This is a genomic window from Alteromonas sp. IB21 (assembly GCF_016405965.1).
Taxonomy (GTDB): domain Bacteria; phylum Pseudomonadota; class Gammaproteobacteria; order Enterobacterales; family Alteromonadaceae; genus Alteromonas.
The window spans coordinates 56,006-77,421 of sequence record NZ_JAEFCD010000021.1 but is presented as its reverse complement, the minus strand read 5'-3'; the positions used below and the strand labels follow the sequence as shown (position 1 = coordinate 77,421).

The 21,416-nt window shown below is 45.7% G+C and carries 21 protein-coding genes; 15 read left to right on the top strand and 6 right to left on the bottom strand.

The genetic code is table 11. The features are described from left to right. Positions 1–206: 206 nt before the first annotated feature. From JC525_RS14385 to rsd, 5 genes are all read right to left on the bottom strand, one after another. The gene (locus tag JC525_RS14385; protein ID WP_198816435.1) at positions 207–1,403 is read right to left on the bottom strand and encodes an OmpA family protein; all 1,197 of its coding nucleotides are present in this window, start codon (positions 1,401–1,403) and stop codon (positions 207–209) included. Positions 1,404–1,504: 101 nt separating this feature from the next. Next, positions 1,505–1,942: a secondary thiamine-phosphate synthase enzyme YjbQ gene (locus JC525_RS14380; RefSeq protein WP_198816434.1), complete on the bottom strand. Its 438-nt coding sequence runs from the start codon at positions 1,940–1,942 to the stop codon at positions 1,505–1,507. Then, positions 1,932–2,396, bottom strand: a complete 465-nt coding sequence (locus JC525_RS14375; RefSeq protein WP_198816433.1) for a chemotaxis protein CheX — start codon at positions 2,394–2,396, stop codon at positions 1,932–1,934. The genes JC525_RS14380 and JC525_RS14375 overlap by 11 nt, the downstream gene beginning before the upstream one ends. Further along, positions 2,386–2,859 carry a transcriptional repressor gene (locus tag JC525_RS14370; protein WP_105932637.1) on the bottom strand — a complete coding sequence of 158 codons (474 nt, stop codon included), beginning with the start codon at positions 2,857–2,859 and terminating at the stop codon, positions 2,386–2,388. Before JC525_RS14370 ends, JC525_RS14375 begins: the two co-directional genes overlap by 11 nt. Positions 2,860–2,894: 35 nt before the next feature. Further along, positions 2,895–3,359, bottom strand: coding sequence for a sigma D regulator (gene rsd / locus JC525_RS14365; protein WP_198816432.1), 465 nt, complete (start codon positions 3,357–3,359; stop codon positions 2,895–2,897). Between the two features lie 161 nt (positions 3,360–3,520). Between rsd and nudC the strand changes: the two genes are divergently transcribed. The 3 genes from nudC to JC525_RS14350 all read left to right on the top strand — a co-directional run bounded on the left by nudC (position 3,521) and on the right by JC525_RS14350 (position 6,370). Continuing rightward, positions 3,521–4,354, top strand: a complete 834-nt coding sequence (gene nudC / locus JC525_RS14360) for an NAD(+) diphosphatase (protein ID WP_198816431.1) — start codon at positions 3,521–3,523, stop codon at positions 4,352–4,354. 267 nt (positions 4,355–4,621) lie between these two features. Then, positions 4,622–5,713 (top strand): uroporphyrinogen decarboxylase, encoded by a 1,092-nt coding sequence (hemE, locus tag JC525_RS14355; protein WP_198816430.1) that lies wholly within the window; start codon positions 4,622–4,624, stop codon positions 5,711–5,713. Positions 5,714–5,737: 24 nt separating this feature from the next. Next, the gene (locus JC525_RS14350; RefSeq protein WP_198816429.1) at positions 5,738–6,370 is read left to right on the top strand and encodes a hypothetical protein; all 633 of its coding nucleotides are present in this window, start codon (positions 5,738–5,740) and stop codon (positions 6,368–6,370) included. A 32-nt stretch (positions 6,371–6,402) separates the two neighbouring features. Here JC525_RS14350 and queG read toward each other — a convergent pair whose 3' ends face one another. Then, positions 6,403–7,545: a tRNA epoxyqueuosine(34) reductase QueG gene (gene queG, locus JC525_RS14345; RefSeq protein ID WP_198816428.1), complete on the bottom strand. Its 1,143-nt coding sequence runs from the start codon at positions 7,543–7,545 to the stop codon at positions 6,403–6,405. A 6-nt stretch (positions 7,546–7,551) separates the two neighbouring features. On the opposite strand from queG, the gene JC525_RS14340 reads away from it, so the two are divergent. The 12 genes from JC525_RS14340 (at position 7,552) to JC525_RS14285 (ending at position 21,387) form a co-directional block, all read left to right on the top strand. Continuing rightward, positions 7,552–9,051, top strand: coding sequence for an NAD(P)H-hydrate dehydratase (locus JC525_RS14340; protein WP_198816427.1), 1,500 nt, complete (start codon positions 7,552–7,554; stop codon positions 9,049–9,051). A gap of 72 nt (positions 9,052–9,123) precedes the next feature. Beyond that, on the top strand, positions 9,124–9,606 hold the full coding sequence (gene tsaE / locus JC525_RS14335) for a tRNA (adenosine(37)-N6)-threonylcarbamoyltransferase complex ATPase subunit type 1 TsaE (RefSeq protein ID WP_198816426.1): 483 nt from the start codon (positions 9,124–9,126) through the stop codon (positions 9,604–9,606). Positions 9,607–9,689: 83 nt separating this feature from the next. Further along, on the top strand, positions 9,690–11,039 hold the full coding sequence (locus JC525_RS14330; protein WP_198816425.1) for an N-acetylmuramoyl-L-alanine amidase: 1,350 nt from the start codon (positions 9,690–9,692) through the stop codon (positions 11,037–11,039). A gap of 92 nt (positions 11,040–11,131) precedes the next feature. After that, positions 11,132–12,994, top strand: a complete 1,863-nt coding sequence (gene mutL / locus JC525_RS14325) for a DNA mismatch repair endonuclease MutL (RefSeq protein ID WP_198816424.1) — start codon at positions 11,132–11,134, stop codon at positions 12,992–12,994. Positions 12,995–13,037: 43 nt separating this feature from the next. After that, a complete protein-coding gene (gene miaA / locus JC525_RS14320; protein ID WP_233095215.1) occupies positions 13,038–13,931 on the top strand; it encodes a tRNA (adenosine(37)-N6)-dimethylallyltransferase MiaA in 894 nt (297 codons plus the stop codon). A gap of 78 nt (positions 13,932–14,009) precedes the next feature. Further along, a complete protein-coding gene (gene hfq / locus JC525_RS14315; RefSeq protein ID WP_014951092.1) occupies positions 14,010–14,258 on the top strand; it encodes an RNA chaperone Hfq in 249 nt (82 codons plus the stop codon). A gap of 17 nt (positions 14,259–14,275) precedes the next feature. Beyond that, the gene (hflX, locus tag JC525_RS14310) at positions 14,276–15,565 is read left to right on the top strand and encodes a ribosome rescue GTPase HflX (protein ID WP_198816422.1); all 1,290 of its coding nucleotides are present in this window, start codon (positions 14,276–14,278) and stop codon (positions 15,563–15,565) included. A gap of 67 nt (positions 15,566–15,632) precedes the next feature. Then, complete coding sequence (hflK, locus tag JC525_RS14305) at positions 15,633–16,784, top strand: FtsH protease activity modulator HflK (RefSeq protein ID WP_198816421.1); 1,152 nt, start codon at positions 15,633–15,635, stop codon at positions 16,782–16,784. 5 nt (positions 16,785–16,789) lie between these two features. Further along, on the top strand, positions 16,790–17,671 hold the full coding sequence (gene hflC / locus JC525_RS14300; RefSeq protein WP_198816420.1) for a protease modulator HflC: 882 nt from the start codon (positions 16,790–16,792) through the stop codon (positions 17,669–17,671). Positions 17,672–17,964: 293 nt separating this feature from the next. After that, positions 17,965–19,566, top strand: a complete 1,602-nt coding sequence (locus JC525_RS14295; RefSeq protein WP_198816419.1) for an AbgT family transporter — start codon at positions 17,965–17,967, stop codon at positions 19,564–19,566. 209 nt (positions 19,567–19,775) lie between these two features. After that, positions 19,776–20,855, top strand: a complete 1,080-nt coding sequence (gene hemH / locus JC525_RS14290; protein WP_198816418.1) for a ferrochelatase — start codon at positions 19,776–19,778, stop codon at positions 20,853–20,855. 124 nt (positions 20,856–20,979) lie between these two features. Next, positions 20,980–21,387 (top strand): DUF4112 domain-containing protein, encoded by a 408-nt coding sequence (locus tag JC525_RS14285; RefSeq protein WP_198816417.1) that lies wholly within the window; start codon positions 20,980–20,982, stop codon positions 21,385–21,387. The last annotated feature ends 29 nt before the right edge of the window (positions 21,388–21,416 follow it).

The following is a 21,416-nucleotide window of genomic DNA, read 5'->3' as shown; positions in this document are numbered from 1 at the left end:
TAGCTAATAGGCCGTATACGATATTTAAATTTTATTGTTGGGTTGACAAAGCGACAGTCAAGTTAGCTCTGATAATCTACTCTCATATCTGTAGGATAGCCTTACGACTAAGGGGTCAAGGCTTGCTCGTCTATTATTACCAGGCACGAAATATTGCAGACAAAAAAGGCGCCGTTCGGCGCCTTCCTCAATTCATATAGAATGAATTATTTCTCTTCAGCTACTTTCACTGTGTCTTTAACTGTCACTGAAATGCGACGGTTAACACGGTGTGCTTCTGCGTTGTTACCTTCGTCTAGAAGCTGTGTTTCGCCGTAACCGATTGTCTCTAGACGAGATGATTCGATACCGTACATGTCTACCATTACTTCTTTGAAGTTAGCAGCACGACGCTTAGAAAGGTCCATGTTATATGCTTCAGTACCTGGCGCAGATGTATGACCTTCTACTACCGCAGTTGTTGAAGGATACTGCTTCATGAACTCAGCAAATTCTGAGATTTCTGGATCTTTTGGCATTTTAACAACAGCACTTTCGTTGTCGAAAAGTACGCGTAGCGTAATTTCTACTGTCTCTTCATCAAATACTGTACAGCCTTTAGCATCAACTTTTACGCCAGCTGGTGTATCAGGGCACATGTCTTTGCTATCAACAACGCCGTCATTGTCAGCATCTTTGATTGCACAGCCAGTAGCGTCTACTTTAGTGCCTGCAGGTGTGTTAGGGCACTGGTCTACGCTGTTTAGTACGCCGTCGTTATCGTTGTCTACGCTACAGCCAGTTGCATCAACACGAACACCTGCTGGTGTCATTGGGCACTGATCTTTGCTATCAACAACGCCGTCATTGTCGCTGTCTTTAGGGGCAGATGGAGTAGATTTACCAAACGGAACAGCAATACCTACTTTGATGCTGTAGTCGTTGTAGTCTTCGCCGAAGTCGTGGTACGCCGCGATTTCAGTAACTAGCTTAACGCTTTCATGAAGGTCCCAGTGTTTACCAACACCGATGTTACCTAGTGTAGTTGACTCGCCCACTGCCTGGCGTTTAACACCACCGAATACGAACCATGCATCGTTAGGCATGAAGTAAAGTGCGTCAACACCAACCATTTCGCCGCTTTCATCGTCGTTGCCAACATAATCTAAGTTCAACGCGGTGAATTCAACGCGCGCCGCCCAACTTTGGGTAAAACGAAAACCATATTCTAAAGCTACGCCACGACCATCATCGTATACACCGCCTTCAGTAAGGTCTAGTGGACGAGAATCGTCAGTGTTGTAGTACATGCCAGATAGGCCAAACCAACTTTTATATTCAGGTTCAGAAGAATCTTGAGCAAATGCACTGGTTGAAGAAAGCACAGCAAGAGATAGCGCTGCCATTTTAAAGTGTTGTTTCATAGTCACATCCTGTTTAACGTTGAGTGATTATCGATTTATGATAATTGTGTGTTGTGCTTAGTGATTTTTTCAAGCACAAACTATGCCATTTATAATATGGGTTAGGCTGCGATCCCTTGTAATGTGGCAATAATTGTTCGTCTTCCACCATGATCTCGGTGTTCACCAAGCATGATACCCTGCCACGTGCCAAGTGCAAGCTTACCTTGTTGGACAGGAATAATAAGTTGACAGCCTAGTATACTCGATTTTAAGTGTGCAGGCATATCATCTTTACCTTCATAAGTATGCCTGAAAAAAGAAAGTTCTTCTTTTACACTATGGTTGAAGAATGCTTCCATATCTTGACGTACTGTCGGGTCAGCATTTTCGTTAATAGTTAAACTTGCGCTGGTGTGCTGGAGGAATAAATGTAACAGGCCTACTTCAACTTGGCGGATACTGGGTAAGGCTGCTTCCACGTGAGGTGTAATCAGATGAAAGCCCCTTGGATAACTGTCGAGTGTAATTTTTTCAGACTGCCAGAAATTATTTGTCAAAACAAATTTCCAAATATGCCAAGCCTTCATCACACATAAAAGGAAGGATGATTTTTGCGCCGTCTACTTGGTGGCTTATTGTGTGTTGCTTTCCGGAAACGACAATCGGGGTTGCCATTCCAAATTCATAACCCCGTTCAGCGAGATCGCGCTTTGCATTACCGCAAATCATGTTGGTCACTTCACCAACCATATCACCCACTTCAGCATCAAGTTTCTCAGGACGCTCGCCTACCATCCTTTCCATAATGGTAAGTGCCAGAGACTCTTCAAAAGTGATAGACATCGAACCTCTGACTTCAGGCCCCACCATACCGATAAGCCCTGAAACATCTCCCTTTGCGATGTCATTTTGTTTACGCTTCGGTTTTCCAGGCGTTAGTTTTGTCTGTGCCATCGTTTCAAGCACATTGAGAAGCCCTGCAATAAACGGGTTAACAAAATCAGCATTCATTTACACTCTCCAAGTCAGACTGCGCTTCCGTTTTTTGACAATCGGCACATAATCCATGAGCCTCTATAGTTTGTTTCGATACTTTAAAACCATGTTGCTGAGCTTGACTATCAAGGGTGTCTTTTAGCCCCTCTGACTGTATCTCAGCGACATCGCCGCAGCTATCGCAGATTAAAAATTGAACGGGGTGATTACAACCAAAGTGATAGCAGGCAACGAACGCGTTTGTAGACTCCAAACGGTGTATTAATCCAAAATCAAGAAGGAAGTCGAGAGCGCGATAGACGGTAGCAGGTTTAGCGCTCGACTCTGTTTCCTTCAAAGAGTCGAGGAGCTCATAGGCGCCCATAGGCCCGTGCTTTGACACAAGAATTTCATACACCTTTTCCCGTAGCGGTGTAAATCTAGCGCCGCGCTGCTCGCAATACGCCCGTGCTTTATGAATAAGTGTGGTTTTGTTCATTGATGATAACCGTAAACTCGACTTTCATTGTTATATTAAAGCGTTAGTTCTGGATCACGTTGGTTTGTGTGTACGTGAGATATCAACTCATCTTCCAACATGAAACGCTCTTCTAATGTTTCACCGAGCGACGCTAACGCTGAGTCTAAATCAGCGGCCTGCTCAAGCGTTACTGATTGTGCAAACGTATCATTAAATGCGAGAGCTGCGTCAGTAGTTTTTGACAATTCAGGGTATAGCTTGTCTCTCAAATCAAGACCTTCTTTGTCGTTTTCCACCAAAATATCGAAGATCTCAAAGTGTCCTGCAGATAAGTAATCGAGTAGTGCACTGCAAAAACTAGCTATTTCGTCGGCATCGGGTAGGCACTCACTGTTCTTGTTAATACCCGCTAGTTCACAAAAAGAAACTAACAATGCTTGTCTGTCCATCAACCACCGGTCGATCACATGACTCTTACCACCCCATTTGGACTTAGCGCTTTCTAATTGTTGCAACATATTGGTGTGCTACTCATTTAGCGACAATATGACCAGTATAACACCGTGCTCTTGCGACACAAATTTTGCCAGAAAAAGTTCCGATTTAAACGTCGGCGTTACGATTACTAGTGTCGAGTAATAGTGTACTATTCGAAATGATAAGACAGAGGTGATGTGCAATGATGGTTAAGTTAGACGAGACAATACTTACAACCCAACAAGCCATGTGGGTGGTATTCAGTCGAGAAAAATTAGTTATTAAAGAGTCGTCAGCGTCTATTCCTGTCGCTTATTTGAATGAAGTCTCATTTTTAGCGCCATATATCAATGATATTCATCAACTACCTCCTCTAAACGAAACCGCACAGCGCGATCTGCCAGTATTTGTGGTTGATTTGGGGGCAGAGCATATTGAAGAGCCAGGTTGGGAGCGCGTGTCCTTAAGACAACTCCTTTTTGCTGAATATGATATTGCTTTTTCGGTTATCGGAAGGGCTTGGCAATACATCCATTTTTTGCGGACCCATCAATTTTGCGGCCAATGCGGCTCTAAAGCAGAGCGCGTAGATTGGGAAATGGCTGTGCATTGCCATCGCTGCCAACATCGAAGTTACCCGCGAGTATCTCCTTGTATCATAGTGGCAATTCACAATAACGAAAAAGTGCTCCTAGCTAAGGGCGTTCGCCATAGGGATGCTAACATGTACTCGACCTTAGCTGGCTTTGTTGAAAGTGGAGAAAGTCTTGAGCAAGCGGTGCACCGAGAGGTGTTTGAAGAGGTAGGGGTAAAAGTTAAAAACTTAAGATACTATAATAGCCAACCTTGGCCATTTCCTCATTCACTTATGGTGGGGTTTATTGCGGAATATGATGCGGGAGAAATTCGCTGCCAAGAGAACGAAATAGACGATGCACAGTGGTTTGACATTGATAACCTTCCAACTATTCCACCGAAAGTGTCAATTGCAGGGCAGCTTATCGCTGAAACAGTGTCTCTAATCGGCAACAAATAAAAAACCCTGCCGAGGCAGGGTTCCAATAAGTTTAGCACGGTCCCATTTGAGGGCTTCTTCTCTTTAACGCCTATATTGATAACAAACCCTTTTTGTTAGCGCAAGTTATTTTTTCAAGGTTTGTTCGTCTTTAATAATCGACAGTATGGCTTTTTCAATAAGATTGTCGTTTAAACGTCGATTTTTTAGCTCAGGTTTTAGCGCACCTCATAAAGAATGCTGGTATACTTTCGCGCTCAATTATCTTCTGTTATTTAGGTGAGTTATATGTCGCAAAATTTCCCCAGTGTTGATAAGCCCGCGTTAAAGAACGATCGTTATTTGCGTGCGTTACTTAAGCAGCCGGTAGATGTCACACCTGTATGGATGATGCGACAAGCGGGACGCTACCTACCAGAGTACAAAGCAACGCGCGCAGTAGCTGGCGACTTTATGTCACTTTGTAAAAACGCAGAGCTCGCCTGTGAAGTCACGCTTCAACCCTTGCGTCGTTTTCCGTTGGACGCAGCTATTCTGTTTTCAGATATTTTGACCATCCCTGATGCGATGGGGCTAGGTCTTTATTTCGAAACGGGTGAAGGTCCTCGTTTCAAAAATCCTATCACGTGCAAAGCTGACGTTGACAAAATTGGCCTTCCTGATCCAGAAGGTGAATTGCAATACGTCATGAATGCCGTTCGCACAATTCGACGTGAGCTTAAAGGTGAAGTTCCTTTAATAGGCTTTTCTGGAAGCCCTTGGACCCTTGCCACTTACATGATCGAAGGTGGTTCAAGTAAAGCCTTCACGAAAATAAAGAAAATGGCGTTTGCTGAGCCAGCAATCCTTCATGCGCTGTTGGAAAAATTAGCCGACTCAGTAACGGAATACCTAAATGCACAAATTGCAGCGGGTGCTCAGTCGGTTATGGTCTTTGACACCTGGGGCGGTGTGTTATCACCTCGCGACTACAAAGAATTCTCGTTGCAGTACATGGAACGAATTGTTAGCGGCCTAACTCGTGAAAATGAAGGTCGAAAAGTGCCGGTTACATTGTTCACGAAGAATGGCGGAATGTGGTTGGAATCTATCGCTGCGACTGGCTGTGATGCCGTTGGCCTAGATTGGACCATCGATATTAAAGAAGCGCGAGCGCGAATAGGCGATAAAGTTGCGCTTCAGGGGAACATGGACCCGTCGATGCTCTATGCGCAGCCGCAGCGAATTGAGCAGGAAGTAGCGTCAATTTTAGAAGGTTACGGTGAAGGTAGTGGCCATGTGTTTAATCTAGGTCACGGTATCCACCTAGACGTTCCACCTGAAAATGCCGGCGTGTTCGTTGATGCAGTGCATAAATTCAGTAAGCAATATCACAAGTAAGCATACTTCAATAAAGGTTGTTTAATGAAAACGTGGCTTGTGGGGCTGATATTATTTGCATTAATAGCGGGTTATAAGGTCTTCAGTTATCAACACCAACTCAGCGAATCAAACGCCGAGAAAGAACGACTAACCTCGGTGTTAGACCGTTCTCGCGCCACTGAAACAAGCGAGCTTAAAGTCATGAAACCAGCAACGAAATTGGTTTCCGGCAACGGGCAGGAGGGTGTTCAACGCAGTAGTGTTCCTGCCACGGAATCAACGCAAATTAATACACGTTCTGGTGAGGGTGCAGATGGCTTAAGCCCAACTGCGTCAGATAACTTCTATTCTGAGACTGAGGGGTCGCTTGCTACATTTTTCTCGCTCCCTCCAAACAACGAGCGCTTTGTCTTGAGCTCTGTTAAATGTGAAAACGGATTGTGCGAGCTAGTGGGTGAATACGACGGCTCTGAAGCAGAGCTTTCTTCTGTTATTGATGCGCTTGAGAGAGAACCGTGGTGGCACTTCGGCCCCCCAGTCATTGCCACTCAACTCGCACAGCGTGGTGTAAAGCTCAATGTGTCATTCGCCGCCGAATATTTGCCGGGCACTAAAGAAGAATTCGACAAGGGCATACAGGCTGAATTAAATCAAAAGGTGGCGTCAGCGGGTTAACAGGGGAAAGACGGTTTTCGCGTATTTTTGCATCAAGCGTCGCGGGGCAAACCTTTTTCTATAACGCGTATTAATCGATGCTGCTGCCTATTTTGACTCTCCAATGCGCTTTTTTTACGCTGCTGCTGTTCAAGTGCCCAATCAATATGACGGTCTACCAAATTGCTTACTGTACCCCGCCTCTCGTGTAAAAGCGCGATGACTTCACTGTTGTATGGTGCGTTTCCAAGTGCCACGGCAATATTGCGCTGCCACTTTTCATAGCCTATTCGCCTTATTGGCGAGCCCTCTGTATTAGATAAAAATGTTTCTTCAGACCAGCTAAAGAGGGTATGTAAACTTTGTCCGTGGAGGACTTCTCTAGGATGGAAGTCTTCTTCATTGGTCACGTTGGCATAGCGATTCCAAGGGCAAACCAGTTGACAGTCATCGCAGCCATAGATTCGATTGCCCATCATGGGCCTTAATTCTTCCGGTATGTCTTTGTCCGATTCTATAGTGAGATATGAAATGCAGCGGCGAGCATCTACCGTATATGGGGCAACAATCGCATTAGTCGGACATATCGTTAAGCAAGCAGTGCAATTACCGCAGTTTTCTTCAACAGGAGCGTCAACAGGTAGGGGAAGGTTGATAAAAAGCTCGCCTAAAAAGAACCAAGAACCCGCCTCTTTATTAAGCGTTAAACTATGTTTTCCTGTCCAACCTATGCCTGCTTTTTCAGCGATAGCATGTTCTAATACTGGCGCGGAATCTACAAACGGACGGTACTGAGTATGCTTGAGTGATGCGGTAATTTTGTCACCCAGCTGCTTTAAACGCTTACGCAATACCTTGTGATAGTCGCGCCCTAACGCGTAGCGACTTATGTACCCTATCTCTCTATTTTTGAGGTGCTTGGCAAATGATGCATCCGGAGGCAAATAGTTCATACGAACACTAATTACGCGCAAGGTGCCAGGCACTAGCTCGCTCGGCCGGGCGCGCTTCATCCCATGGTTTTCCATGTAGGTCATGTCGCCGTGATACCCATTGTCTAACCATGCTTGCAAATGGGACTCGTGCTGATTTAGATCAATATCGCTGATGCCGACTTGCTGAAAGCCTAGCGCTGCTCCCCAAGCCTTGATATTGTTTGTTAATTCAACGAGGTCGATAGAACTAATTTCGGACATTTGCTCATGCTAGATACTCAATTAACGTCAAGTTTATCACACAAATTATTTCGGGCCGATCAGGTTAGGGAAAATGAGGCGCAAGCGGCAGCTGAATCAGGTTGCGATATGTTTACCCTGATGCAGCGAGCGGGTGACGTGGTGTTCAAGCAGTGTTTAGAGCTAATGCCAAACTCTGATGTCTATTTAGTGCTAGTTGGTCAGGGGAATAACGCTGGCGATGGTTACATCGCTGCTGTTAACGCCAAGTTGGCGGGTAAACAAGTTCATTTATGTGCGGTCGAACCACAAAGAACGTTAGAGGGCGATGCAGGAAAGGCGCAGCAACGTTGGCTTGATTCAGGTGGAAGTATTAATGATTTTGATGCTGCATGGCTGAAAAAAGCGGATGTTGTCATTGATGCCCTGTTGGGAACGGGCATTAACAGTTATATACGAAATGAGTTTGCTAATATTATTGATGCGGTAAATGAATCATCAACGCCTGTGGTGAGCGTGGATGTACCTTCTGGTCTAGATGCCAATACCGGGCAAAGCCTTGGCCGCTGTGTGCAGGCCGATATTACGGTCACATTTGTAGGGATAAAACCTGGCCTTGTGACGGGTGCTGGAAAGCAGTCTTGTGGCAAGTTGGTTTACGCTGATTTAGGCATTGGAAAAGCTTTTCAGGGGCTTGCGAAAGCGTGTGCCACTATGCTCAATATCGACCACTTTAAGGGAATGGGGCCTCGTGAAATTAACAGTCATAAAGGCACATATGGCCGATTGTTATGCATCGGAGGCAACCGCGGAACGGCGGGCGCTATTCGTTTAGCAAGTGAAGCGGCGCTTAGAAGCGGTGCAGGTATGGTGCGGGTTTATACTCATGAGTCTTCAGTAATTCAGGTTAGTGCAGGTAGGCCTGAACTAATGGTAACCGACTTCAACTTGGACGATGCTCTAGCGTGGGCAACGTGCGTAGTGATAGGCCCTGGTCTCGGGCAAGATGAATGGGCGGAAGATGTGTTTGAAATAACACTGAAGCATTGTCAACATCAAAACAAGCCCGTGGTCATCGACGCTGATGCGCTAAACTTGCTTTGTAAGCAATCAACAGCATTTACGCTGTCAGACAGTATTCTCACTCCTCATTCAGGTGAGGCAGCACGACTACTAGGTGTGTCGATTGACGATGTAGAAAGCGACCGATTTAACTACGCGAGACAGTGCTCTCAGCGATATCACGCAGTCTGTGTGCTTAAAGGGGCAGGCACGCTAATCGACAATGAAAAGAAAACCTGGGTTTGTCGTCATGGTAATCCAGGTATGGCCACGGCAGGAAGTGGCGACGTTTTAAGCGGAATTTTAGGCGCACTGCTTGCCCAGGGTGTAGACACTGACATCGCGGCAAAATATGGCGTCGTACTTCACGCAAAGGCCGGAGATGATATTGCCCAACGCTATGGTCAACGTGGTATGATAGCAAGCGATTTGTTTGATGCAGTACGTGCACTCATAAACCACTAATTGGCGTGGTTTGCTCTATTCGGGCAGGCATCTGCTGTGTTACTCGGCCTTAGATTACTGTGGAATATTGTGATGTCTTACCCGCATACCTCTTTTTTTGCTAATGAATTGGATGATACCGCGCACCTTGCTAAGGACTTGGCGCAAGCCGTTTCAAGTCAGTTACCTACCGATGCTGTTATCTATCTTAACGGTGATTTAGGCGCAGGGAAAACAACCTTCAGTCGTTATTTTATTCAGTCTTTGGGCCATTCAGGTAGCGTTAAAAGTCCAACCTATACATTGGTTGAACCTTATGAGTTGGACAACGTCAATATTTATCACTTTGATCTGTATCGCCTTGCCGATCCCGAAGAGCTCGAATTTATGGGAATCAGGGATTATTTTGGCTCAGGCGCTATTGCGCTTATTGAATGGTCTGAAAAAGGTGGTGAACACTTGGCATCTCCCGACTTAGTGATTAGTATAAATATTACACCATCGGGCAGACAGTTCAGCTTGGAAGCGAAAAGTTCGCATGGTGCTAAATTGCTTCAACAATGTAAGCGCGTTTAATATGCGCTACAAGTGAAACAAATAGAAAGTATAGTCGCTCCGAGGTTTACGAGGGCTGCATAACAACAATACGAAGGCTAATTATGGTGCGTAGTATAGTTTCGGTATTACTTTTGTGTCTTGTGGTGCAGTTTGCTCATGGCGCGCAAAATAATATCGACGGAGTAAGGATATGGCCGTCGCCGGACGATACCCGTGTAGTCTTTGACATGAAGACGGCACCTGAGTTTACCTATTTCACGCTCAAAAACCCTCTTCGTTTAGTTATTGATCTCAACGACACGAACGATGCATTTAAGCTCTCGGGTATTGAAAACAGCGGTAACCTTATCAACAAGCTGCGTTATTCCACACCGAAGAACAAATCGTCTGCAAGGGTTGTTGTTGAGCTAAACAGAAATACGACACCTTCTCTATTTGCTATGCCGCCAGAGGGCACCTATGGTCATAGGCTAGTTGTAGACTTACCAGACAGTGAGCCTCGAAGCGCTGCAACGTTAACAGCATCTGCATCAGCAAGTTCCGTAGTGCTTGACGATTCAACGAGTGTTCGCGATAGAGACATTATTGTCGCGATAGATGCAGGGCACGGCGGGCACGACCCAGGTTCTGTAGGGCCTGCGGGCACGTTTGAAAAGCATATAACGCTAAGCATAGCTAAAAAACTTGAAAGCATGATAAACAAAGAGCGCGGAATGCGAGCCATCATGACACGCAGCGATGACTACTATATATCGCCTAACCGCCGCCCTGAAATCGCAAGAGAGAAAAAAGCGGACCTGCTTATTTCTATTCACGCCGATGCCTTTAGCCAGCCACAACCACGAGGCGGTTCTGTTTGGGTACTTTCTATGCGCAGGGCTGATACGGAGTTAGGCCGATGGTTGGAGAAATCCGAGCGTCATTCCGAGTTGTTGGGTGGCGCAGCCGAGGTGATTAATGATAAATCAAGCGAGCGTTACTTAACGGAAACCATACTGGGCCTTTCTATGGATCATAGTATGGCAACCAGTCATGATTTGGGTAACAAAGTTGTTGAGGAATTAAAGCAGGTAACCAGTCTTCACAAGAGGAAACCTCAAGCTGCGAGCTTTGCGGTTTTAACCGCGCCTGATATTCCATCCATTCTGGTTGAAGTTGGTTTCATTTCTAACCCGCAGGAAGAAAAGAACTTAAACTGGTCTAAATATCGCGAACGTTTAGCTACTGCGATGTTCAATGCAACTAAGCGTTACTTCAAGCAAGTTCCTCCTGATGGTACACTGTGGGCTCAAGAAAGAGAGTACAATCGTACCCATAGGGTAAGAAGCGGTGAGTCATTATCGTTACTGGCGCAGCGTTATAATGTTAAAGTGAGCAGCATAAAAGCTGCAAATGACCTTTCAAGCGATATTGTTCGAGTCGGACAAGTATTAAATATTCCGAGAACGTAGCGCAGCACACACTTTTTAAAGTCATTCCGCTTTTTTTCTGGCGTTGCGCATAAATCGCTTCTCATTCAATAACTATTTCATAGGGTAGTCCTTTGCCTATACAGCTTTTATCTCCCCAACTAGCCAACCAAATTGCCGCAGGCGAAGTGGTAGAGCGCCCTGCTTCTGTAGTTAAAGAACTGTTGGAAAATAGTCTTGATGCAGGGGCGACAAAAATTGAAGTGGATATTGAGAAAGGCGGCCACAAGCGAATTCGAATAAAAGACAACGGTTCGGGGATTGTCAAAAGTGAATTGCAGTTGGCGTTAAGTCGCCATGCAACCAGCAAAATTACAACCCTTGACGATTTAGAGCAGATTTTATCTCTTGGCTTTCGTGGTGAGGCGTTGGCCAGTATCAGTTCTGTGAGCCGATTAACATTGACCTCGCGAACTGAATCACAAACCGAGGCGTGGCAGGCTTACTGTGAGGGTAGAGAGATGGCAGTGAATATACAGCCAGCGGCCCACCCAGTTGGAACGACTATTGATGTAGCTGATTTATTTTACAACACGCCGGCAAGGCGTAAGTTTTTGCGTACGGAAAAAACAGAATTTCAGCACATAGAAGACGTGATAAAGCGCATTGCGCTAAGCCATCCTGAGGTGTCTTTTATCCTAAAACACAATGATAAGGTCGCAAGACGATTCATGGCTGACAGAGACGGAAGCTTAGCTAACCGAATTGCTGCCGTTGTGGGTCGAAAGTTTATTCAAAATGCCGTTCATGTTGGCGCCGAGTATGAAGGACTTCACATCGATGCTTGGTTAGGTAACGAGGCTATGCTTCGCAGTAGCAACGATTGCCAGTTTAGCTTTGTCAACGGGAGAGGTATGCGTGATAAACTTATCATGCATGCTATTCGTCAGGCTTATGAAACGGTGTGGGGCGTGATAGAGCAGCCAAGTTTTGTGGTATATCTCACCGTTGATCCTAAAGACGTAGATGTTAATGTTCATCCCGCTAAGCACGAAGTGAGATTTCAGCAAGGCCGCTTAGTGCATGATTTTATCTCCAAAACGGTAGGGGATGCATTACACGCAATCACCGGCGACCTGCCTCAACCTGATTCAAAAAGCCAAACCGTGTCAAGCGGCGGGTTCATGTCTACCGACGTAGCTCACGATTACATAAGGCCACTGCAAACACATGCCGAAGGTGGCCCTCGCGCCTTTGGTGAGTCAGCCTCTTATCCCTCTCAACCGTCTTCACAAGGTGAATTTTTGAATTCCCCGTCAACCACGCACGGCCAGCCATCATTCGGTGCGGCGAAAGTGGGGGGGAATAGCAAAATGAGTGGCCCTAGTCATCGTCAAAGTCGGGGACCAAGTGCAGCATATCAATCTAGCTATAATGCACTGATGACGCCAAATAGCGACAATATTAAAAGCGTCGACGACGCCCGAACGCCTCTTGAGAGTGTAAATCTCTCTTCACTTCAACGAATGTACCCGAGATATGAAGAAATTTTCCTGCTTTCGGCAACTAATGTTGTCAGTATCTGGCTGAGCGAGCTATTTTTAAAGGCAGAACATAGTCAGCCTTTACTTATGCCCGTTGCCGTGTCACTTGATAACGTCAGCGAGCGACTTCTTGCGCTTCTAAACGCATCGCACTTTGAAGTTAACAAGGTCGCGGGAAAATATCGATTGCAACAGGTACCTGCCGGTACCCGGCATTTGCCTTGGCTCAAATGGTTCGAACATTTATTAATGACAATACCTGACGAGAATTGTGACGCGTTGGATAGAGCAATCACATCGCTTGTTTTACCCGCCTATGTACTTGATGAAGATATGCAGAATCAGGTGTGGTACTGGTTGGATGAGCAAAGCGAAGTTAAACAATGGGAAATTATTGAGCAATTTGCTAAAGTGCGCCCGTTAAAACAAGTGCTAGATGTATGGGGAGAATAAAGTGTCCAATGGCATAAATTCTGCATTACCCGTAATTGCTATCATGGGTCCTACGGCGTCAGGTAAAACAGGTTTGGCACTTGAAATTGCTGCGCACGTCGACAGCGAGGTGATCAGCGTCGATTCTGCCTTAGTTTATAAGGGAATGGATATTGGCACGGCAAAGCCAACGCTCGAAGAAAGAGCGGGTGTTGCTCATCATCTCATTGATATTATTGACCCAGTAGAAACGTATTCTGTTTCGCAATTTGTGAGGGATACCAACGCACTTATTGGAGATATTTTAGCGCGAGGTAAGGTGCCAATTTTGGCTGGCGGTACAATGATGTACTTTAATGCCTTGATAAATGGAATTTCGCCACTACCTAAGTCAAATGAGAATGTTCGTGACGAAATAACAAGGCAGGCGCAACGCTTGGGGTGGTCTAAATTACACGACGAATTGTGTGGTGTAGATCCAATTAGTGGTGAGAGAATTCACCCTAACGACCCACAGCGGATAACCCGTGCACTGGAAGTGTTTAGAACTACTGGCAAAACCTTGACATATTGGCAACAGCAAGAGGGTGAAAAGTGCCCTTATGATATTGCACAATTTGCCATAGCGCCCGCGGAACGCGCAGTGTTGCACTCGCGTATCGCAACGCGCTTTGACATGATGTTAGAACAGGGGTTCGAGAAAGAAGTATTAAAACTCTATGAACGTAGTGATCTACATGAAGCATTGCCTTCTATACGTTCAGTAGGGTATAGACAGATGTGGCAGTACCTAGATGGCCAGTTGAGTTATGCCGATATGCGTGAAAAAGGCATAATTGCTACGAGACAGCTCGCCAAGCGCCAACTCACGTGGTTGAGGGGCTGGGAGCAGGTGACTTGGCTTGACACATTTGCTAACGATAATTTGACTAAAATTACAGCGAAAGTCACACTTTAAGTGGTTGAGTGTGGTATACATTAGACGTGCAGTGGTAGTGAAATTTCTATCACGAATAATAAAAACTAAGGATATCAAATGGCTAAAGGGCAATCTTTACAAGACCCATTCTTGAACGCTTTGCGTAAGGAACGTATTCCAGTATCAATTTATTTGGTAAATGGCATTAAACTTCAGGGACAGGTTGAATCATTCGACCAGTTCGTTATTTTACTGAAGAACACAGTAAGCCAAATGGTTTATAAGCACGCAATTTCTACTGTTGTTCCAGCACGCGCTATAACAATGCCTAGCGCAGGAGATTCTGAAAATACTAAAGGTGAATAATTTAAAAGGTAACGCGCTTGTTTGACCGTTATGAAGCCGGTGAACAGGCTGTACTTGTTCATGTAAATTTTTCCGACGAAGACTCAAAAGAAGACTTAAGTGAGCTTGAATTACTTGTGTCTTCAGCAGGGGTGAATGCGGCTGAAGTTATTACAACTTCACGTACAGCGCCTCTTGCAAAATATTTTGTCGGTTCAGGTAAGGTAGAGGAAATAGCAGCAGCGGTTAAGGCACATGATGCCAACGTTGTTATTTTCAATCACGCTCTTTCTCCTTCTCAGGAGCGAAATTTAGAGGCTGTGTGTAAATGCCGCGTGTTAGACAGAACGGGGCTTATTCTCGATATCTTTGCGCAACGCGCGAGAACCCACGAGGGTAAGCTTCAGGTTGAACTAGCTCAGTTGAGACACATCTCAACGCGTCTTATTCGAGGATGGACTCACCTTGAGCGTCAAAAAGGTGGTATAGGTCTTCGCGGTCCGGGTGAGACACAGTTAGAGACGGACCGTCGTTTACTCCGCGGTCGTATTAAAGCCATTCTTCGTCGTTTGGAAAAAGTGCAAAAACAACGAGAGCAGGGTCGCCGATCTCGTAAACGAGCAGAAATTCCTACGGTATCCTTAGTTGGCTATACGAACGCGGGTAAATCTACCTTGTTTAACACCATTACTGACTCTCACGTCTACGCTGCTGATCAGTTGTTTGCAACGCTAGATCCCACTTTGCGTAAAATCGAGTTGAAAGATGTTGGTCCTGCCATCCTAGCGGACACGGTGGGTTTCATTCGCCATCTTCCCCATGACCTTGTCGCTGCGTTCAAAGCTACGCTTCAAGAAACTCAAGAAGCTGACTTGCTACTCCATGTTGTCGATGTTGCTGATGCAAAATATCGCGAAACCATGGATGAGGTTAATAAGGTGCTTGAAGAAATTGAAGCGGGAGAAATTCAACAATTACTAATCTGTAATAAGATTGATAAACTAGACGACGTGAATCCCCGTATAGAAAGAAACGACGAGGGCGTGCCCGTTCGAGTGTGGCTTTCTGCACAGACCGGTGAAGGGACGGAATTATTAAGCCAGGCTTTAACCGAGTGTTTGGGTAAAAGCATGGTTAATTACACATTGAAAATTCCGCCCGCACAAAGTCGATTGCGCGGTGTACTATATGAACTAAACTGCATATCTAGTGAAGAATATGACAGTCAGGGAGACTGGGTAGTGGATGTACGAATGCCCGCGGCTGACTGGAACAGGTTGGAAAAGCGTCTGGAAAACGGAATATCAGAGTATGTTGTGCGACACTAGTCAGTGCGAGTCACTGCGTTGCGCATAAAGAATTCAAAAATATAACAGTAATCTATGGAGTATCAGCATGGCTTGGAATGAGCCGGGTGGCAATAATAACGACCCGTGGAAAAATCGCGGGGGGAAAGAACAAGGTCCCCCCGATCTAGACGACGTATTTAAAAACTTATTCGGTAAGTTTGGAAAGTCAGGTGGTAACGGTGGTGGCTCGGGTAAAAGCCTTGGCGGCATCGGTGCGGGTATTCTAGTAGGTTTGCTCGTTGTGATCTGGTTTATCAGCGGGTTTTACACTATTCGCGAAGCAGAGCGTGGTGTAGTACTGCGATTTGGTGAGTATTACCAGCAGGTTGAGCCGGGCCTTCGTTGGGCGCCAACGTTTGTTGATACTGTGATCCCGGTCGACGTTCAGTCAATTCGCGATCAATCATCATCTGGCTCTATGCTGACAGAAGACGAAAACGTAGTCAGCGTTCAAATGGAGATGCAATTCCGCGTAGTTGATCCATTTCGTTGGACGTTCGCAGTGGAAAGCCCAGAACAAAGCCTTAGCCAATCACTAGATAGTGCAATTCGCTACGTCGTAGGTCATTCAAAAATGGATGATGTGCTTACCGATGGTCGTGAAGTCACTCGTCAGCGAGTATGGGAAGAGCTTCAAGCGATTATCGAGCCTTACAACATGGGTGTGTCGATTATCGATATGAACTTCCGTGATGCCCGTCCACCGGAGCAGGTAAAAGATGCTTTCGATGACGCAATTGCCGCGCAGGAAGACGAGCAACGTTTTATTCGTGAAGCAGAAGCGTACGCGAGAGAGATTGAACCCCGTGCCCGTGGTCAAGTTAATCGAATGAATGAAGAAGCCCAAGCTTATAAAGAGCAGGTGACGTTGGAAGCACAGGGTGAAGTTGCACGATTCAAAGAGTTGCTACCTCAGTATGAGCAGGCGCCGCAAGTAACACGCGAACGTATCTATATAGAGACGATGGAAGAAGTGTTAAGCAGCACGAGTAAGATCATGGTAGACAGCAAGGGCGGTAACAACATGATGTACTTGCCGCTAGATAAAATCATGGATCGTCAACAGTCTACATCTAAAGAACGTTCACGCAGCACATTAGAAGGCTTACAGGCACCGGTAACCGATGCAAACGGTCGCAGCCGAAACAGCTCGCCGAGTTCAGGTCTTCGTGGTGACAGCTTGAGAGAGGGGAGATAAGCATAATGAAGAATTTATTAATTGCAGTATTTGTTCTTCTTGTCTTACTGGCATCAGGCTCTCTGTTTGCAGTTAAAGAAGGTGAGCGCGCTATTGTTATCCAGTTTGGTAAAGTGCAAAGAGACGATGCCACGGGCGATACAAAAGTCTTTGAACCGGGTCTTCATTTTAAACTCCCGTTTATCGACTCAGTGCGTGTACTTGATGCGCGAATTCAAACTCTTGACGGTTCACCCGATCGTTTCGTTACCAGCGAGAAAAAAGACCTTATCGTTGATTCTTATGTGAAGTGGCGCATTGACGATTTTGCACGCTACTACCTTTCAACAGGTGGTAATAAGCTGCAGGCCGAAGCGTTATTAAAGCAAAAAGTTAATAACGGCCTTCGTTCAGAGTTCGGTACGCGTACTATTGCACAAATTGTTTCTGGTGAGCGCTCTGCACTTATGAATCAAGCGATGGAACAAGCTTCAACATCGTCTGATGAACTGGGTATTGAGATTGTTGATGTACGTGTAAAGCAGATTAATTTGCCTACTGAAGTCAGTAACTCCATCTTCCAGCGTATGCGCGCAGAGCGTGCGGCCGTTGCTCGCGAGCACCGTTCAGAAGGTCAGGAACAGGCTGAAGTCATCAAAGCTAATATTGATGCGAAAGTGACGGTAATGCTTGCTGATGCCGAGCGTAACGCTCGACAGCTTCGCGGTGAAGGTGATGCAATTGCGGCGCAGATATATGCTGAAGCGTATTCAAAGAATGCAGACTTCTACAGCTTCTTGCGCAGCATGGATGCTTATAGAAAGAGCTTCAATAGTAAGCAAGATGTCATGGTGATTGCGCCTGATAGTGATTTCTTTAAGTATATGAATCAGTCAAAAGGAAATTAACCTTTCCTCCGTTCGTTCAAAAAAGCCAGTCTATGAGACTGGCTTTTTTCTTTGACCAAGGAGCAAATTAAGTGGATGAAATGAAAGCTTTATTTAGTTTTTCATATGTCCCGCAAGAAAGCTGTACAAGGCATTAACCTCTCATTTTCCCTCACCACTGCCAAATTTTCACTAAATCGGGTAAAATACTGCCCGACTACAATTAAAACGCGTCACTATTTCTGTATAAAGTTAGTGCCTTCCCAGCACTAATCTTAATGTGGTAGACGTCAATAAACGACAGAGGGAAGATTTTGACAACGGAAAACACGAATTCAGCGTCTGCCGATAAAAACGGCGGACAGGGCGGGTTATTTTCTCGATTTCTCGCTACGGTAGAATGGTTAGGCAACCTTCTCCCCCATCCGGTAACGTTATTTGCGCTACTTTCACTCTTTATCGTGGTGTTAAGCGGAATCCTAGGCTTTTTCGATATTGCTGTTGCCGACCCACGCCCTGTTGGTGCTAAAGGTCGCGAAGCAGACGGTATGATTGAAGTGATATCGCTTATGAGCGCAGAAGGGCTTCAGCGTATCGTCACTGGTTTTGTAACAAACTTTACTGGCTTTGCGCCGCTAGGTACCGTACTTGTTGCGCTTCTTGGTGTATCTGTTGCTGAACACTCTGGCCTGTTATCAGCTGCCATGCGTGCTCTGGTGATGAATGCATCAAAGCGAGCCGTGACGTTTGCAATCGTGTTCGCGGGCATTATTTCAAACACGGCTTCAGAGCTCGGCTATGTGGTTCTTATTCCCTTGGCTGCTATGATTTTCCATTCCCTTGGGCGCCATCCGCTTGCGGGTCTTGCTGCAGCGTTTGCTGGGGTCTCTGCTGGCTACAGTGCCAATCTATTGCTTGGCACTGTCGACCCACTTCTTTCGGGGATCACCGAAGCAGCAGCGCATATGATTGACCCGGACTATATGGTTGGTCCGGAAGTGAACTGGTATTTCATGTTTATTAGTACCTTCGTGGTAGCAACCATGGGCGCATTGGTAACGGAAAAGATCGTTGAGCCTCGTTTAGGAAAGTACGACCCAAGCGAAGCATCAATAGACTTAGGCAAACAAACGATGGATGCGCCGACTGACATAGAAAAGAAAGGTTTACGTTGGGCCGGTATTTCATTTGTTGTTGTATGCGCCATATTGGCGTTGACCGTAGTGCCAGAAAACGGCATTTTACGCCATCCTGAAACCGGCGAAGTAGCAGGCTCTCCATTTCTTAAAGGAATTGTTGCGTTCATCTTTATTACTTTCGCTATTCCCGGTTTCGTGTACGGTAAAGTCACAAAATCGATGAAAAATGATAAAGACGTCATCGATGCCATGTCAAAGAGCATGGGAGCCATGGGCCTATACATTACGCTAGTGTTTTTTGCTGCGCAGTTTGTTGCGTTCTTCAAATGGACAAACCTGGGCACAGTGTTAGCGGTTAAAGGTGCTGCGTTGTTGCAAGCAGCGGGATTAGACGGCCCAGCGGTGTTTGTTCTGTTTATCTTGATGTGTGGTGTGGTTAACCTTTCCCTAGGCAGTGCTTCTGCTCAGTGGGCTGTTACCGCACCTATATTCGTACCAATGCTGATGTTGATTGGCTATTCGCCGGAAGTTATTCAAGCGGCGTACCGTATAGGTGATTCGGTTACCAATGTCATTGCGCCTATGATGAGTTATTTCGGTCTTATCTTGGCCATGGCTGCAAGGTATAAAAAAGACTTGGGTATGGGGACGCTTATCGCAATGATGTTGCCGTATTCGATGGTCTTTATCGTAGGCTGGACCCTACTCTTTTACATCTGGGTGTTCTTGCTAGGTATGCCTGTGGGCCCAGGCGCGGCGACTTATTATCAGCCTTAAGCAAATAGTCAGACTCCTCGCTTTACGGTTTATTCGGTAGCGACCAGAAGCGGTAAATGTTTATGAATAATTCTTCTGAGCATGTACCGCTTTTTTAATATCCAAAAGCTATTAACCTAATCGCATATTTTTGATGTTATCAAAGATCATAATCTACGTTAATTCAGTATAATACGGATACCGCGCAGTACTTCTCGGACTATGAATACATGAAATATAAGTCGAATAACGGTTTCACCCACGGGCAAGCTGACAAAATCGGAGTGCTAGTTACAAATTTAGGAACACCGCAAGCACCAACTAAACAGGCGTTACGTCCCTACTTAAAAGAGTTTCTTTCTGATCCTCGTGTTGTTGAAGTGCCAAAGGCGATTTGGTGGTTTATCCTAAACGGCATTATTTTAAATATTCGTCCTAAGCGTTCAGCAGAGGCCTATTCAACCGTTTGGACCGAAGAAGGTTCGCCGCTAATGGCTATCACTAAAGCTCAGGCGAGTGCTATAGCAGAACGTTGCAAAGCCAAATACGGTGATGATGTTATTGTCGATTTCGCCATGCGTTATGGTAAGCCAGCGGTGGGAGACACCATTGAAGCAATGCTTGCCAAAGGCGTACGTAAGCTTGTGGTCCTGCCGCTCTATCCGCAGTATAGTGCATCGACAACAGGTTCAACCTTTGATGCCATTGCCAAAGATTTTACCTCGCGCCGTTGGCTCCCTGAATTTCGTTTTGTGAATCACTATCACGACCGCGATAACTTCATTACTGCGCTTGCCAACAAAGTAAAAGCCCACTGGGAAACCCATGGAAGAGCAGATAAGCTAATTCTGTCTTATCACGGTATTCCTAAGCGCTATTTGATGAACGGTGACCCGTATCACTGCGAATGTCACAAAACATCACGTCTACTTGCTGAAAAGCTTGGGCTTTCTCATGACGAATACATGACAACGTTTCAATCTCGTTTTGGTCGAGAAGAGTGGTTGAAGCCGTATACAGATGAGACCCTGAAATCTTTGCCTGAAAAGGGCGTTAAATCGATTCAAGTTATGTGCCCTGGCTTCTCGGCAGACTGTCTTGAAACTATCGAGGAAATTGGCGAAGAGAACCGCGAATACTTTATGGAAGCGGGTGGAGAGCGTTATGAATACATTGCCGCGCTAAACAGCGACAAAGAACACATCGATGTGCTTTTCGACATAGTGCAAGAAAATTTACAAGGCTGGACAGTAGAGTCTGATAATGGTCTTCGCGCAGGGTTAGCAAGAGCGCTAGGGGCAGAAAAATAGCGTCCTTCATTGCTCACGCGGTGGGCTCAAGCTTCCAAGAAAAGGTGGGCTCACGCTTTTTACCGTCCCACCAATACACAAACGCCATAGGGTTTAGGCATTAAGGTTAAAAGGATATATTAACGTGGATATGAAAGCACCAAAAGCATTACTCAAAGCGCAAAAGTTAGCAAACTTACTCGATACAGCGATAAAGCTCCCATTTATTCCTATTAGAATAGGTTTGGATTCCATTGTCGGTCTTATCCCGGGGGCGGGTGACGCGATTATGCTGTTTGTTTCACTTCGCATCGTTTGGCTAGGCAAGTCTCTGGGTATGCCCAAAGCACTGGTGGCGCAAATGGTGAAAAACTCGGCCATCGATTTTGGCTTGGGCTTCATTCCCTTCATCGGCGATATCGCAGACGTGTTTTACAAAGCGAACCAAAAAAATGTTCGCATTATGGAGCGCTGGTGGATAGGCGAAAATAAACCTAATGTTGATGCCGCTACTCAAGCTAAACTGGCTAGATGGGAAAGTGAAAATTTGTAAACCGCACTGTGCAGGCTGAGCACATAATA